10 protein-coding genes are annotated in these 14,044 nt (G+C 72.3%); 4 read left to right on the plus strand and 6 right to left on the minus strand.

Features of this window, described 5'->3' with window-relative positions; genetic code table 11:
- The first annotated feature begins 7 nt into the window (after positions 1-7).
- Genes J4573_RS04535 through J4573_RS04550 form a run of 4 tightly spaced genes read left to right on the plus strand, consistent with a single transcriptional unit; the run spans position 8 to position 2,650 of the window.
- Positions 8-418, plus strand: a complete 411-nt coding sequence (locus tag J4573_RS04535; protein ID WP_208253957.1) for a roadblock/LC7 domain-containing protein — start codon at positions 8-10, stop codon at positions 416-418.
- Between the two features lie 30 nt (positions 419-448).
- A complete protein-coding gene (locus tag J4573_RS04540; protein WP_208253958.1) occupies positions 449-817 on the plus strand; it encodes a DUF742 domain-containing protein in 369 nt (122 codons plus the stop codon).
- Positions 798-1,379 (plus strand): GTP-binding protein, encoded by a 582-nt coding sequence (locus tag J4573_RS04545; RefSeq protein WP_208253959.1) that lies wholly within the window; start codon positions 798-800, stop codon positions 1,377-1,379. Before J4573_RS04540 ends, J4573_RS04545 begins: the two co-directional genes overlap by 20 nt.
- Positions 1,376-2,650 carry an ABC transporter substrate-binding protein gene (locus J4573_RS04550; RefSeq protein ID WP_208253960.1) on the plus strand — a complete coding sequence of 425 codons (1,275 nt, stop codon included), beginning with the start codon at positions 1,376-1,378 and terminating at the stop codon, positions 2,648-2,650. Before J4573_RS04545 ends, J4573_RS04550 begins: the two co-directional genes overlap by 4 nt.
- A gap of 78 nt (positions 2,651-2,728) precedes the next feature.
- On the opposite strand, the gene J4573_RS04555 is transcribed toward J4573_RS04550, so the two are convergent.
- From J4573_RS04555 to J4573_RS04580, 6 genes are all read right to left on the minus strand, one after another.
- Positions 2,729-3,400 carry a GNAT family N-acetyltransferase gene (locus J4573_RS04555; protein ID WP_208253961.1) on the minus strand — a complete coding sequence of 224 codons (672 nt, stop codon included), beginning with the start codon at positions 3,398-3,400 and terminating at the stop codon, positions 2,729-2,731.
- Entirely contained in the window at positions 3,397-5,748 is a 2,352-nt protein-coding gene (locus tag J4573_RS04560; RefSeq protein WP_208253962.1) for a hypothetical protein, read from the minus strand. Before J4573_RS04560 ends, J4573_RS04555 begins: the two co-directional genes overlap by 4 nt.
- Positions 5,745-7,976 (minus strand): SDR family oxidoreductase, encoded by a 2,232-nt coding sequence (locus tag J4573_RS04565; RefSeq protein WP_208253963.1) that lies wholly within the window; start codon positions 7,974-7,976, stop codon positions 5,745-5,747. The genes J4573_RS04560 and J4573_RS04565 overlap by 4 nt, the downstream gene beginning before the upstream one ends.
- Before the next feature lie 59 nt (positions 7,977-8,035).
- Positions 8,036-11,476: a type I polyketide synthase gene (locus J4573_RS04570; protein ID WP_208253964.1), complete on the minus strand. Its 3,441-nt coding sequence runs from the start codon at positions 11,474-11,476 to the stop codon at positions 8,036-8,038.
- Positions 11,477-11,486: 10 nt separating this feature from the next.
- On the minus strand, positions 11,487-13,139 hold the full coding sequence (locus tag J4573_RS04575) for a PfaD family polyunsaturated fatty acid/polyketide biosynthesis protein (protein WP_208253965.1): 1,653 nt from the start codon (positions 13,137-13,139) through the stop codon (positions 11,487-11,489).
- A 61-nt stretch (positions 13,140-13,200) separates the two neighbouring features.
- On the minus strand, positions 13,201-13,989 hold the full coding sequence (locus J4573_RS04580; RefSeq protein ID WP_208253966.1) for an AfsR/SARP family transcriptional regulator: 789 nt from the start codon (positions 13,987-13,989) through the stop codon (positions 13,201-13,203).
- Positions 13,990-14,044 lie beyond the last annotated feature (55 nt).

Here is a 14,044-nt window from a genome sequence, read left to right on the forward strand (position 1 = left end):
GCCGAAGATGACCGGTAAGACCACCACCAACCGCGAGCTCAACTGGCTGCTCGATTCGATGCTCGACCGGGTCGTCTCGGCCCGGCACCTCGTGGTCCTGTCAGGAGACGGGCTGCGCATCGCCTCCTCGTGCGGCATCAGCCGGGAGGACGCCGAGCACCTGTCGGCCGTCGCGGCCGGGTTCCAGAGCCTGGCCCGCGGCGCCGCGGAGCATTTCCACGGCGGCGGCGTGCGCCAGACGATCGTGGAGATGGACCACGGTTTCCTGTTCATCACCGCCGCCGGCCAGGGCGCCTGCCTGGCGCTGCTCGCCCACGGTGACGCCGACGTCGGGGTCATCGCCTACGAGATGGCGCTGCTGGTCAGCCGGGTCGGCGAGCACCTGTCGGTCGGCAGCAGGGTGCTGGGCGGCTCCTGATGCCCGGGCCGTCGCACGAGGAGGACCCAGATGCCCGAACCATTTCGCGAGGAGGACCCAGGCCCGATCGTGCGTCCGTACACGCTGACCGGGGGCCGCACCCGCACTGACGCCGAGGAAGCGTTCGACCTGGTCAGCCTGATCGAGACCACCGCCGACCCGGTCCTGCCCACCATGGACCTCGGTCCCGAGCACCTGAAGATCCGGGACATCTGCGCCCGCCCGCTCTCGGTGGCGGAGGTCGCCTCCGACCTGGATCTGCCGGTCGACGTCGTCCGGGTGCTGCTCGGCGACCTCCTGGGGCACCACTTGATCCGTTCGCGCCGGGCGGCGGCCGGCTCCCAGGTGCCGGACGACCGACTGCTGAAGGAAGTCATCGATGGACTCAATGAGCTCTGATCAAGAGGATCAGATCGCCATCAAGATCATGATCGCGGGCGGCTTCGGGGTCGGCAAGACCACCCTGGTCGGCGCGATCAGCGAGATCCGCACCCTCCGCACCGAGTCGTCCATGACCAAGCGGAGCGAGGGGGTGGACGACACCGGCCTGGTGCCGGAGAAGACCACCACGACCGTGGCCATGGACTTCGGCCGGATCACGCTGCGGGAAGGGCTCAGCATCTACCTGTTCGGCACGCCGGGACAGGACCGTTTCTGGTTCATGTGGGACGAGCTGGCGACCGGCGCGCTCGGCGCGGTGGTGCTCGCCGACACCCGCCGGCTCACCGACTGCTTCCCCGCGGTCGACTACTTCGAGCAGCGGGGCCTGCCCTTTCTCGTGGCGGTCAACCAGTTCGACGGCGCGCGTACTTACGACCCGGAGAGGGTGAAGACCGCTCTCGACCTGGAGCCGCACGTGCCGGTCCTGATCTGCGACGCCCGCGAGCGCACGTCGGCGAAACAGACCCTGGTCTCCCTCGTCAAGCACGTCATGAAAGAGAAGGAGCGGACGGCATCATGAGAACGACCAGGGCCATCGCCCTCGCCCTGCTGCTGGGACTTCCCCTCGCGTCCTGTTCCGCGCAGAGCGAGGTCGCCGTGAAGGAGGGGACGCCCGGGATCACCGAGAAGGCGTGCCCGAACGCGGTGAACAAGAACCACGGCTGCATCTATCTCGGCTTCGTCACCGACCAGAGCAGCGCCAACTTCAAGGCGCTCGCCACGATCGCCACCGAGGCCCAGCGCGCGTTCTGGCACCGGGTCAACCTCCAGGGCGGCATCGGCGGCTACGACATCGACGCCACCTCGTACGTGCTCGACAACGGGTACGACCCGGCCAAGAACCTGAGCGACGTCCGCGCGACCGAGAACAAGGTGTTCGCCTACGCCCAGATGTTCGGCTCGGTGCCGATCGCCAACGCCCTCCCGGAGCTGAAGCGGGAGAACATGATCGCGGTGCCGGCGAGCTTCACCTCGGGCTGGGTGTTCTCCGAGAACGTCCTGGAGACGGCGGCGAGCTACTGCATCGAGGCCATGAACGGCGTCGACTACGCGGCCGACACCTTCCCCGGGAAGGGCTTCAAGGTCAAGAGCGTGATCGCCGTCCACTATCCGGGCGACTACGGCGGCGACGCCGCGGGCGGCGCGAAGCGGGCCGCGCAGCAGAACGGGCTGAAGTTCGAGGACGTCCCGGTCGCGCCCGGGCTGAAGCCGGACTCCCCCGCGATCCAGAAGATCATCGATGAGCAGCCGAGCCTGGTGATGCTCTCGGTCGGGGCGCCGGACACCGCGATGGTCGTCGGCGCCGCGAGCAAGGGCGGCTACCGCGGCCGGTACATCGGCAGCAACCCCGGCTGGTCGCCCGCGCTGCTGCAGACGCCGGCGGGCCCGGCCTTCGAGAAGCAGTACTGGCAGGCCACGGTCGCGCGCGAGTTCGCGACCGACTCCCCCGGCCACGCGGCGATGCGCAAGGCGCTCAAGGATGTGGAGCCCAGCGACAACTACGTCAGCGGCTGGATCCTCTCCTATCCGCTCAAGGCCGCCCTGGAACAGGCCGCCGCGAGCGGGCAGCTCTCCCGCGAGAGCCTCATGGAGGCCGTACGCCATCTGAAGCCGGTCGACTACGAGGGCATGCTGCCTCCCAATGACCCCGGCTCACGGCGCGGGCGGCGGGAGAGCACGATCGGCCACGCCGACCCGAGCCAGTACTCCGGCATCCGGTCCGACGCCGACTTCTTCGAGGGCCCCACCTCCAAGAAGTTCTCGTTCGACAAGCCCTGCTACCAGACCTGATCGCGCTTCAGCGCTGTGGCCTGCCGCGACCGAGTCGCGGCAGGCCACAGCGCATCATGGCGTCATGGCGTCATGGCGTCAGACCATCTCCCTGTCGCAGCCGGTGCCGGTGTCGCAGTCGCTGTCATCGGCGTCCGCGTTGGCCTTGGCGCCGGCGCACTTCAGCGTGAAGACCAGGCTGACCACGCACGGGTCGGTGCGCTTGGTGGTGGTGGCGCCGAGCCGCGTCATGAACGTCACGGCACGGCGGTTCTCGGCGACCACGTGTGCCATGACCCGGTCGAAGCCCGCCTCCCGGGCCGCCTTCAGCAGCAGCTCGCAGACGGCCTGGCCGATGCCGCGTCCCTGCCACTCGTCGGCCACCAGCAGCCCCATCTCGACGGCGCACGCCTCGTCGGTGAACGCCAGCCCGCACAGGCCCACCATCTGGCCTTCGGGTTCGTGCACCGCCAGGTAGAGGCCCTTCGTACGGTCGGTCATGTTGACGAGCATCGACGGAGTCGGCTGGATGAGCCCGCAGTGGTAACGGCGATAGCGGGTGGCGTCCGAGCACCGCAGATGCAGGTCACGGATCTCGTCGTGGTCGGTGTCGGCGGTCGGCCTCGCGACGACCACGCCTCCCTTCACCGGAACCCGCGCGGCGGGAGTCCGGCCGAGCGCCGCCCGCCGCGGATCGACCGCCACGGCGTCGTCCGCCGGGGGCCGGGTGGCCGGTATCCGGCCGAGTGCCTCTTGCCGCGGATCGGTCATCGTGCCTCCGCACTCTGGAATGCCGGCGCCGGAACGAGGCGGACGGCCGCGCCCTCGACGAGCCCCGACTTCACGCCGTCGACGGTCATCAGCAGGTCGCCCCGCACCATCGGGTACGGGTCGCCGGTGACCTCGGTGACGAACAGCTCGCACTCGTACAGGCGGTTGGCGGGGATCGCTTGGTCCCGGAACCTGACCTTCATCGGCTGTTCCGGCACGATGTCGAACTCCCAGTCCTCGCGCCCCGCGGTGTGACCGAGCGCGGCGAGGTAGAACGACGCCGCCTGGAAGCCGTACTGGCACATGAGGTTGCCGGGCATGACGGGGTCGTCGGGGAAGTGCGCGTCGAAGTACCAGTCGTCGGGCGCGAGCGGGAACGCGGCGCGCAGGTACCCGCGATGCGGATCGAACTCGGGCACCTCGCGGAGCACGCTCAGCGGTCCGCGCCGCAGCATCGGCAGGTCGAACGCGGCGATGCCCGCCTGGCCGAACGCACGCGAGACGCCGGGCCTGCCACCGGGCTTGGGCTCCCAGACCAGGCCGCCGCCCATGGCCTCCCCGGTGCGCGCGAAGACGGCCACGCGGCCCTTGCGCAGGCTCATCCGCAGCTCGTCGCCGACGTAGGACTCGCCGCTGACCGCGACCAGGATCATGCCGTCGTGCTCGAAATGCTCCTCGACCCGGGTCACGTGCCGCAGGGTCTCCCCCACGCGCGGGCGGGGACCGTGGTAGACGACCTCCTGGTCGAGCAGCCGCGCCGACTGATCGCCCGTTCCGGGGTCGAGTCCGAGCCAGCTGATCAGGGCGAGTGCGCCCTGCTGTGCCTCGGCCATGAGCCCGGCGGGCATCCGCCCGCCCGCGTCGAGGAACCAGCTGTCGGCCCGGACGTCGGTCTCGGAATGGATCGTTCCACTGCCGCGTGACATCGGCACCGCGTGCACCGCCGTCACCCGGTCGAGCAGGAGCATGCGGTCTCTGGGCAGCCGGACCCGGTGGCGCAGGCCGTCCAGGTGGGAGTGGTCGGGGCCGAACGCCGCCGACGGCCGGCCCTGGGCCAGCTCGTTCAGCCCCGTCCGGTCCAGCACCGGGCCCGGCTGCGGCAGTACGGGAGGCGGCGCGGGCGGCGGCACCATCACCTGCCGTGCCTGCGCCGAAATCCGTGCCTGCGCCGAAGCCCGCGACAGTGCCCGGGCCACGGCGGCGGCGTCGACGTCGATCCCGGCGGCGATCAGGTCCGCGACCGTGCGCCAGAGCCGTTCAACGCCGCGTCCCGGCTCGTCCATCGCCACCGCGACATGGTCACGGCCCTCCAGGATCCGGTCGATGAAGCCGGTGCACTGGCGGCGCGGGCCCATCTCGATGAACGTGCGGACCCCGTCGGCGTAGGCCCGTTCGATCAGGGCGGGGAAGTCGACCGGCCGCAGATGCAGACCGGTCATCGCCTCGGCGATCCGTTCCGGGCTCACCTCGTAGGGCCGCGCGGTCACCCCGCTGTAGAAGCGCGGGCCACCCTTCATGGGGTGCACGGGACCGGTGAAGCCGCACCGCACCCGGTCGGCGATACCGGCGAGCTCCGGCACGTGCGCGGCGAGCTCGTGGTCGATCGGCAGCGCGTCCTCGCCGAACAGCCCGCCCGTTCTGGCGGTCGCCGCGGCCTCGCCGCCGATCACGAACAGGCCGGGTGCGCTGACCAGCAGCAGATGAACGGCGGGTTCGGCGCCGATCGCCGCGTCCAGCCGGGCTCGGTCGTCCGTGCGGACCAGGAGACTGGCCCAGCGGTCGCCCTCGATCCCGGCGTCACGCCAGGCCGTACGGACCGCGCGGAGTTCCCCGGCCATGTCGCTGGTGTAGAGGCTCCCCCCGCACAGCCCGGCCATGAGCCGTTCGGGGTCCTGCCAGACCTCCAGGGCGAGCAGCGCGACGGTCTCGCCGAACGAGTAGCCGATCGCGGCGTCGGGCCGCAGCCCGAACAGCGTCCGCACGATCGCGGTGTGCAGTGAGCCGAGCCGGGCGCAGTCCAGGAGCTGGCCGAGCACGCCGGACTCTCCCCCGTCGCCCACGGACGTGCTGGTCAGGCCCGGCAGCGCCGCGCGGAGTTCCCGTCCCATCCCGTCGTAGAAGGCGGCCCCGTTGGTGTAGACGAAGGCGACCTCGCCGCTGATCGGCGTCTCCCGGAAGGCCACGCCCCGAGGCTGTGGCCCTCCGTTCCGCAGCCAGCGCGCGGCCCGTTCGGCGTCGGCGGACTCGATGAGCACCAGCCGGGCCGGGCCGGTGTCGGACTGCCGGCCCGCCTCCAGTGCCGCCAGCACCCCGGCACGGTCGGTGCCGGAGAAGACGCGGAGCCTCATGACGGCCTCAGCACGAGCTCAAGGTCGCGGAGCTCCGCGAACGGCTCACCGTCGCCGGTCGCCAGCGCGACATGGCACTGCGCGTGGTCCCCGTTCGCCGGAACGGCACGGACCGTACAGCTGAACCCGCCGTCGGCCGAGCCGACGCGGTACGCGCGGAACTCCCCCAGCGCCATCGGCAGGGTCGCGCCGCCGAGCAGGGCCTCGGCCCACACGACCGCGAGCTGCAACGCGCCGTCGATCGCCGCCGGGTCGGTCTGCCAGTCGCCGTCCTGCCAGCCCAGGTCGCCGAGACCGATGACCGAGCCGCGAGCACCGGCCGACGACATGCCGTCTATACGGGTCAGCGACTGGAACAGCGGCCCGTGGAACAGCGTCTCGCCGTCGTAGATCTCTTCTCTGCGCGAGGGTTCGAGACCTTCCAGCGGGTGCTGTGCCTCCATCGGCTGGGGCTCGGGCTCGATCCGCGCCCGGTAGTGCGGGTGCTTCCCGTCGCCGTGCAGTTCGGCGACGGCTCCGCCTGCGGACCCCGACAGGGTGAAGCCGTGCCCGGCCTCGTTCAGCTCGGGCAGTGGCGCGCCGCGCAGCACCCGGACGTCGCGCAGCACGACCTGTGCGGCGTCGGGGTGCCAGGAACGCGCCGCGCCGGTGAGCCACTCCAGCGCCTGCGCCATCGGCAGGACCGGAGTGCCCGCGATCACGTGGTCGGCCAGGTGCGGATGGCTCCGCGCGGTCACCGTGATCTGGGCCCGGATCGGCTCGTCCGGACGGCCGAGCGCCTCGGCGGAACGAGGCGAGCCGTCGGTGGCGCTGATCAGCACTCGGGAGCCCCGGCCGGCGGTGAGTTCCGCGACGAAGGCCTCCGCGCCCTCGGCCTGCGGCAGCAGCGGTACGCCCGCGCGGGTGAAGTGAGCGGCCAGCGCCGGTGTGACCATGCCGCCGTCCCACGGCCCCCAGGCGATCGAGCTGACGTGGCATTCGGGACGACGCGCCGCCTCCGCCGACGCCACGTGGGCGAGGACCTCGTTGGCCATCGCGTAGTCGCTCTGGCCCTGGTTGCCGAACGTTCCCGCGACGGAGGAGAAGACGCACAGGGTGGTCAGCGGGTCCTTGGAGGTGGCCTCCAGCAACGTGGACAGGCCCACGGCCTTGGTGTCGAAGACCCCGTCGAACTGGGCGTCGGTCTTCTCCGCCATGTAGCGGTCGGCGAGACGGCCGGCGGCGTGCACCACGGCGGTGATCGGCCCCCAGTCGGCCCGTACCTCCTCCAGCGCCATGGACAGTGCCCCGGCGTCGGTGGCGTCCACGGACAGGTAGCGGGCGGGCGAACCCGCCTCCGCGAGCGCCGCGAGCGTGCCGCGGATCTCGCGTACCGCCATGATCTGGCGCACCCGCGCGGCCAGCTTCGCGGGCGACACCGGCCCGTCAGCGAGCCGTGCCAGCTCTCGGGTGAGGGTCTGCTCGTCCGCGTCCTGCGGCAGGCCGGGTGGCTCGTCCGCCAGTTCGGTCCTGCCCAGCAGGGCGAGGCGGGGCTTGCACACCCGGGCCAGTTCGATCAGGGCGGCGGCGGTGACGCCTCGCGCTCCGCCGGTGACGACCATCACCGAGTCCGGCCCGATCCTGCCCCGGCCGGCCGGCTCGGGCTGGGCGGGCTCCAACTCTGCGGGCCTGGGACGCGGCGTCACCCGCGTACCGTCGGAACGCAGCCCGACGTCCAGCAACGGGCCGCCCCGCAGCAGTTCCGCCGTGATGGCCTCGGCCAGTTCGCCGGAGGTACGTTCCGCCCTGGCGCAGTCGATCGCCTTGACCGCCGCCTGCGGCCACTCCTTAGCGGCGGTCCTGGCCAGGGCCGCGAACCCGCCGACCCAGGCCCGCTCCCCCGTACCGGCCAGCCCGAAGTCACCGCCGGTGTCCTGAACGGTGACGAACAGGCCGCCCGCGCTGCCGAGCGTCGGCGCGAGCCGCCGGGCCAGCTGGAAGGCCGTGCGCTGGTGCCGGAACCCGTCCGCCGGTTCGGCGACCCGGGCCATCCCGCCGAGCAGCACGACTCCCCCGGCGTCGTCGGGAACCTCCTCGCAGTAGCCGATCGGCATCGCCGACACGCCCTGTGCCTGCAGCAGCTCGGCGAGCAGACCGGCGAGCCCGGCCCCCTCGTCCACGATGAACAGCCGGGCGTCGCTCAGGCCGTACATCGTCAGCCCGGTGGGCGGTGCCGGGGCCGCGACCATCTCCTGCCGGAGGACACGGTCGGCGGCCGGGGTCTCCGCGGCGCGTTCGGGCTGCGCCGCTAGGGGGCTTTTCCCGGCACCACCGCCGTCTGGAGCCGGTCGATGATCTGCCGCAGGGTCCGCAGTGAGCCCAGCTCGGCCGCGGGGACGTCCAGGTCGCCCAGCTTCCCCTTGACCCCGGAGAAGATCTCGACCCGCTTGATCGAGTCGATGCCCAGGTCGGCCTCCACCTCCATGTCCGGGTCCAGCATCTCCACCGGGTAGCCGGTCCGGTCGGCCACCACCGCCATCAGCACGGCCGCCGGATCGGGGCCGTTCTTGCTGGTCCGCACGGGCGGGGCCGGCGCCTCCGAAGGCGCCGGTGGCGCTGGAGCGGGGATGGCGGGCGCCGATACGGCCGGAGCCTGGACGGCCGGTGTCGCGGTCTTGGCGGCGGGCGCCGGAGCGAGCATGTCGGCGGCGGGCCGCGGCGGCTGCGCGGGTACGAGCGGCGCGAGCACCGTCTCGTCGCTGAGCGCCTGCTGAGAGAACTGAAGGAACGCCAGGTGGGCATCCGTCATCAGGCGTTGGTAGTCGGCATGCGTGTCGCCGGCGCGACGCAGAATCTCATCCCGGGCAGTCATCGGTTCTCCTTCGGTGGCTTCCAGGTCCGGGGCCGTCTCCCGCTGCTCGGGGACGGGCTCCGGTGTGACGCTTGGGTCCGGCACGGGCGGCAGCGTCCCGATGGCCGGTGGGTAGGGGCGGTCGCGGTTGCCGCCGTCGATCCTGACGGCCAGCCTCGGCGCCGGCGCGGCGGGCCGAACGGGCCCGTACGGCTGCCAGTGCGCCGCCCAGTCGAGCGCGAGACCGTGCACGGCCAGCCGGCCGAGCCCCTGGTACAGGGCGTTCATGCCGTCCCGGCCCGCGCGGTCGAGCGAGACCGCCAGGTGGGGCCGGTCCGCCAGGACCCGCTTGACCAGGCCGGTCAGCGGGCCGGACGCGCCGACCTCGACGAAGGTGCGGACGCCCGCCGCGTACATCGCCTCGATCTGCTCGGCGAACAGCACGGGCGAGGCGAGGTGGCCGCTGATCCGCGAACGGATCTCGTCCGGGTCGGCCGGGTAGAGGCTCGCGTCCGCGTTGGCGTAGACGTCGAGCGCGGGCGCACCGACCTCGACCGTGCCGAGGAAGGCGGCGAACGGCTCGCAGGCCGAGGCGACCAGCGGGCTGTGGAACGCGGCCGCGGCGCGCAGCTTGGTGGTGGACACCTGACGGCGTGCCAGGTGCGCCGCCATCGACTCCAGCCCGTCGAGCGAGCCGGACAGGATCGTCTGCTCGGGTGCGTTGCTGTTGGCGATCCACACCTCGGGCACGCCGCTCGCGGCCAGCTCGGCCTCGGTCTCCTCGCGGGAGAGCGCGACCGCGAGCATCCCGCCCGGACGCTGGGCGGCGTCGCGCATCAGCTCGCCCCGGCGGCGCGCGATCCGCATCAGGGTGGCGGCGTCGTACGCCCCGGCGACCTGCAGCGCGACCAGCTCGCCGAAGCTGTGGCCGCCCACGCAGTCGGGCGTGAGGCCGAGCTCGGTGAGCACCGCGTACAGGGACAGGCTGTGCGCGGCGAGCGCGGGCTGCGCCCACTCGGTGGCGGTCACGCGGTCCTGCTGGCCGGCTCGGTCCTCGGGCGTGAACGCGGGCGGCGGGAACACGACCCGGTGCAGCGGCTCGCCGCCCAACTCCAGCGTGCCGAGCTCGTCCCAGACGCGGCGGGCGGCGGGCAGTTCGACCGCGACCGAGGCGCCCATGCCGGGATACTGCGCGCCCTGGCCGGGGAACAGGAACGCGACCTTCCCCCGGTCCGGCGTGCCGGTGGCGTAGTGCACACCCGGGCCGCCCAGGGACGCGAGGCGTTCGCGCAGGGTCTCCAGGCCGTCGGCCACCACGGCCAGCCGGTGCGCGGCGGCCGGGTCGAAGCTCTCCTGGCTGGCGCGCGCGAGCGTCACCAGATCGTTCGCCTCGCCGGCCTCCCGCATCCGCTCGCGCAGCCGGGCCTCAGACTCGGCGCTCAGCAGCACGAGCTCGGCGGGCGAGGTCCTGATCCGGTACGGGCGGCGGCCCTTCTTGCCCGCGTACTCCTCGACGGTCAGGTGGTAGTTGCTGCCGCCGAACCCGAAGCTCGACACCGCGGCGCGGCGCGGGTGGGCGGCGTCCTGGATCCAGGGCCGGGTCTCGGTGTTGACGTAGAACGGGCTGGTCTCGACGGCGAGATCGGGGTTGGGCCGGTCCACCTTGATCGTGCCGGGCAGCACCCCGTGGTGCAGCGCGAGGATCGCCTTCAGCAGCCCGGCCGCTCCGGCCGCGCCCTTGGCGTGGCCGATCTGCGACTTGACCGAACCGAGCGCGCACCACTGACCGGAGCCGGTTTCCGCGGCCGCCTCGGAGAAGACCGAACGCAGCGCGGAGAACTCGGCCTTGTCGCCCGCCCGGGTGCCGGTGCCGTGCGCCTCGACCAGCCCGACGGTCTCCGGCCCATACCCGGCGAACTCGTAGGCGCGGCGCAGCGCCCGCTGCTGGCCCTCGGGAAGCGGCGCGTAGATCGCGTTGCTCCGGCCGTCCGAGGACGTGCCGAGCCCGGTGATCACCGAGTAGATCTGGTCGCCGTCGCGTTCGGCGTCGGCCAGCCGCTTCAGCGCGAACATCACGATGCCCTCGCCGAGGATCGTTCCGTCGGCGGCGTCGGAGAACGGGCGGCAGTCCCCCGTGCGCGACAGCGCCGGAGTCTTGCTGAAGCACAGGAACAGGAGTTCGTCGTTGACCGTGTCGATGCCGCCCGCCAGGACCAGGTCCGCGCGGCCGACCGACAGTTCGTCCACCGCGGTCGACAGCGCGGCCAGCGAGCTGGCGCACGCGGCGTCGGTGGTGTGGTTGGTCCCGTGGAGGTCGAACCGGTTGGCGATCCGTCCGGCCGCGACGTTCGGCAGCAGGCCGGGGAAGCTCGCCTCCTGCCACGGCACGAACGTGTCGGAGATGTTCTGGCAGACCTCCTGCGCCTGCGATTCCGGCACGCCCGCCGCACGGAGTCCCGCCAGCCAGTGCGGGCGCGCGTTCCGAGCCGCCATGTGCGCGGCCAGCGGCAGGTAGCCGGTCGCCCCGAGGATCACGCTGATCCGGTCCCGGTCCAGCTCGCCGGTGCCGCCCGCGTCCGCCAGCACCTGGTCGGCGACCATCAACGCGAGCAACTGCGAGGAGTCGGTGGCCTGCATCGTGCTCGGCGGGATGCCGTACGCGAGCGGGTCGAAGTCGACCCTCGGCAGGAAGCCGCCGCGCTTGGCGTAGGTCCGGTCGGGCGCCTGCGGATCGGGGTCGTAGTAGTCGTCGACCAGCCAGCGGTCGGCGGGCACCTCGCGGATCTGGTCCGTCCCGGCGAGGATCATCCGCCAGGACGCTTCCACGTCGGCGGCGCCGGGCAGGATCGCGCCGACGCCCACGACGGCGATCGGCTGTGGTCTGGGCTTCCTCGTCATGACCGGCTCCTTAGTCGAGCGGGCGGGGCTCGTAGGCGAACGCCGCATGAGGGACGGCCACGCCGTGGGTGCGCAGCTGCTGGGCGCGGGTGATCACCGCGGCGCCCTCGAGGAGGTTGCGGGCGATCTGCACGACCGACCGGTCGGCGGGTTCGGCCAGGAAGCCGCCGGCCGCCCAGTCGTTGAACGCCCCCATCGCCGGTCCGCACCAGATCTGGTAGTCCGTGCGGCGCGTGCCGTCGTTCTGGACCGCCCAGCGGCTGGACATCCCGAGGTACCAGCGGAACACCAACGCCATCTGGTGGCGCGGGTCCCGTTCGGCCTTGGCGATCTGCTCGGGCTCGCGGTCCAGCCAGAACGCCCTGGTCCCGGCCCACACGTCGGCGTAGGACGCGCGGAGCTGGGTGCGTTCGATCTTGGCCCGGGTCTGTTCCGGCACCTCGTCCCAGGACCCGTAGGAGGTGTAGACCTGGTGCAGCTGGGCGGCCCTGAAGGCGAACATCGTGCCCCGGCGCAGCACCTGCAGCTTCACGCCGAGCTCGAACATGTCGGCCGCCGGGGCCATCACCACGTCGGCCATGCCCGCGCCGCTCAGCATGGCCTTGCCGTCCTCGGACATGCCCGACTCGACGCTCGCCTGGTTGATCGAGCCGGTGACCACGTACGCGGCGCCGAGCGCGAAGGCGGCGGCGACCGCGCCCGGCGTTCCGAGCCCGCCCGCCGCGCCGACCCGGATCGGCCGGTCGTAGCGGTGCTCCTTCGCCAGCCTGGCGCGGAGCGCGAGCATGATCGGCAGCACGACGGTGAGCGCGCGGTTGTCGGTGTGCCCGCCGCTGTCGGCCTCGACCGTGATGTCCTCGGCCACCGGCACCGACGCGGCCAGCTCGGCCTCGGCCTCGGTGAGGTGGCCGCGTTCGACGAGGGCACGCAGCAGGTGCGCCGGGGCGGGCCGCATGAACTGCTCGGCCACCTCGGGCCTGGACACCTTGGCGAACAGCCGGGTCCTGCGCCGCACCCTGCCACCGGGATCCCGGGTCAGACCGTGCGCGGCCAGCCGTACGACGGCGGGCGTGAGCTCCATGAACGCCGACGCCGACACGGCGGGCACCTCGGCCGCCAGCAGCAGCGCGGCGACGGCCTCTTCGGTGGCGGGTTCCGCCGGGGAGTGGATGAGGTTCACGCCCCAGTTGGTCCGGCCGGGCAGGGCCGCCTTCAGCTCGGCGACGGCCTGCTCCACCCGTTCCACGGACAGCCCACCCGCGCCGAAGAAACCGAGCATGTCCGCGCGAGCCATCGCGATGACCATGGCCGTGGTGGCGATGCCGCCCGCCATCTCGCCCGCGACATAGGGGAACCGGGCGCCGTGCGCCTCGTTGAAGGACCGGTCGCCCAGCCATTCGGGGTACAGCGCGGGAAGCATCCCGACGAGCCGGTGCCCTTCCGCGCCGTCGCCGGGTCCCTCCGCGGCGATTCCGGCAGTGATCGTTCCGCCGATGCCGACCCCGATGCCGTGGCCGGTGGTCGAGGCCACCAGGTGCAGCGGCTCCCGGATCCGTGCGGCGTACGCGGTGATCTGATCGCCGCGGAACACCGCGGGCCTGCCGTCCGGAACCCAGACCGTCGTCGTCCGGGCCGGTGATGGCGCGAGAACGTCCGTGCCCATCGTCCCCCTCACTTCTGGAAGTCACGATGAGGCTGTCATCAGGGCGCTGAAATGCCTCTGATCAGCGGCTGACGAAACGCTGATCGAGATCGTCCAATTCGGAGGACTGGGTGAGGATGGCCTGCACCCTGCTCTGGATGCCCGGCCCGGGCACGATGCCGAGCCGTTCGGCCAGCTGGCGCCGGAGCCTGTCGTACACCGCGAGCGCCTGCGCCTGCCTGCCGCTGCGGTACAGAGCGAGCATGAGCAGATCCTGCAGCGCCTCTTCCAGCGGGTGCGCGGTGGCCAGTTCCTGCAGGTCCGGAATGACCTCCGCGTGCTCGCCGCGCCGCAGTCTGAGCTCGTACAGGTAGGTGACGGTGAGCAACCGGAGGTCCATCAGCACCGAGGCCGCGGCGGCGCAGATCGGTCCCTCGGCCGCGTCGAGCAGCGCCGGTCCCCGCCACAGCCGCAGCCCGCGTTCCAGCAGGTCGATCGCCTCTGACGGACTGCGCGACGGTTCGTAGGCCTGCCGCCGCAGCTCCTTGAACCGCAGGACGTCGACCTCGTCCGGAACGACCGCGAGGGCGTAGCCGCCGGGGGTCGCCGTGAGCCTTTCGCGTCCGGCGTCCTCCGGCTCCCAGGCGTCCAGGTACTTGCGCAGCCTGGACACGTGCGCGTGCAGCGCGTTCTCCACGTGGGCCGGCGGCTCCTGCGTCCAGAGCTCCTCGACCAGTTCGTCGAACCTGACCCCGTCGCCCGCCCGCAGTACGAGGACGGCGAACAGCCTGCGCAGGATCGCGCTCAGCCGGTCCCCCCGGCCTGGTCCGCCGACGATCTCGACGGGTCCGAGCAGGCGAATTTCGAGCATGACCTCTCCCAAAACAGAAGGTGGGGTTCGCTCGGGACGGCACACCGAGTCGGCA

This window comes from Actinomadura barringtoniae, from assembly GCF_017573505.1.
In the GTDB taxonomy this organism is placed as follows: Bacteria; Actinomycetota; Actinomycetes; order Streptosporangiales; family Streptosporangiaceae; genus Spirillospora; species Spirillospora barringtoniae.

Bases quoted from the DNA above. Each gene is read 5' to 3' on its own strand.
- J4573_RS04535 (WP_208253957.1), top strand. From the start codon at position 8: ATGACCGGTAAGACCACCACCAACCGCGAGCTCAACTGGCTGCTCGAT.
- J4573_RS04540 (WP_208253958.1), top strand. From the start codon at position 449: ATGCCCGAACCATTTCGCGAGGAGGACCCAGGCCCGATCGTGCGTCCG.
- J4573_RS04545 (WP_208253959.1), top strand. From the start codon at position 798: ATGGACTCAATGAGCTCTGATCAAGAGGATCAGATCGCCATCAAGATC.
- J4573_RS04550 (WP_208253960.1), top strand. From the start codon at position 1,376: ATGAGAACGACCAGGGCCATCGCCCTCGCCCTGCTGCTGGGACTTCCC.
- J4573_RS04555 (WP_208253961.1), bottom strand. From the start codon at position 3,400: ATGACCGATCCGCGGCAAGAGGCACTCGGCCGGATACCGGCCACCCGG.
- J4573_RS04560 (WP_208253962.1), bottom strand. From the start codon at position 5,748: ATGAGGCTCCGCGTCTTCTCCGGCACCGACCGTGCCGGGGTGCTGGCG.
- J4573_RS04565 (WP_208253963.1), bottom strand. From the start codon at position 7,976: ATGGTCGCGGCCCCGGCACCGCCCACCGGGCTGACGATGTACGGCCTG.
- J4573_RS04570 (WP_208253964.1), bottom strand. From the start codon at position 11,476: ATGACGAGGAAGCCCAGACCACAGCCGATCGCCGTCGTGGGCGTCGGC.
- J4573_RS04575 (WP_208253965.1), bottom strand. From the start codon at position 13,139: ATGGGCACGGACGTTCTCGCGCCATCACCGGCCCGGACGACGACGGTC.
- J4573_RS04580 (WP_208253966.1), bottom strand. From the start codon at position 13,989: ATGCTCGAAATTCGCCTGCTCGGACCCGTCGAGATCGTCGGCGGACCA.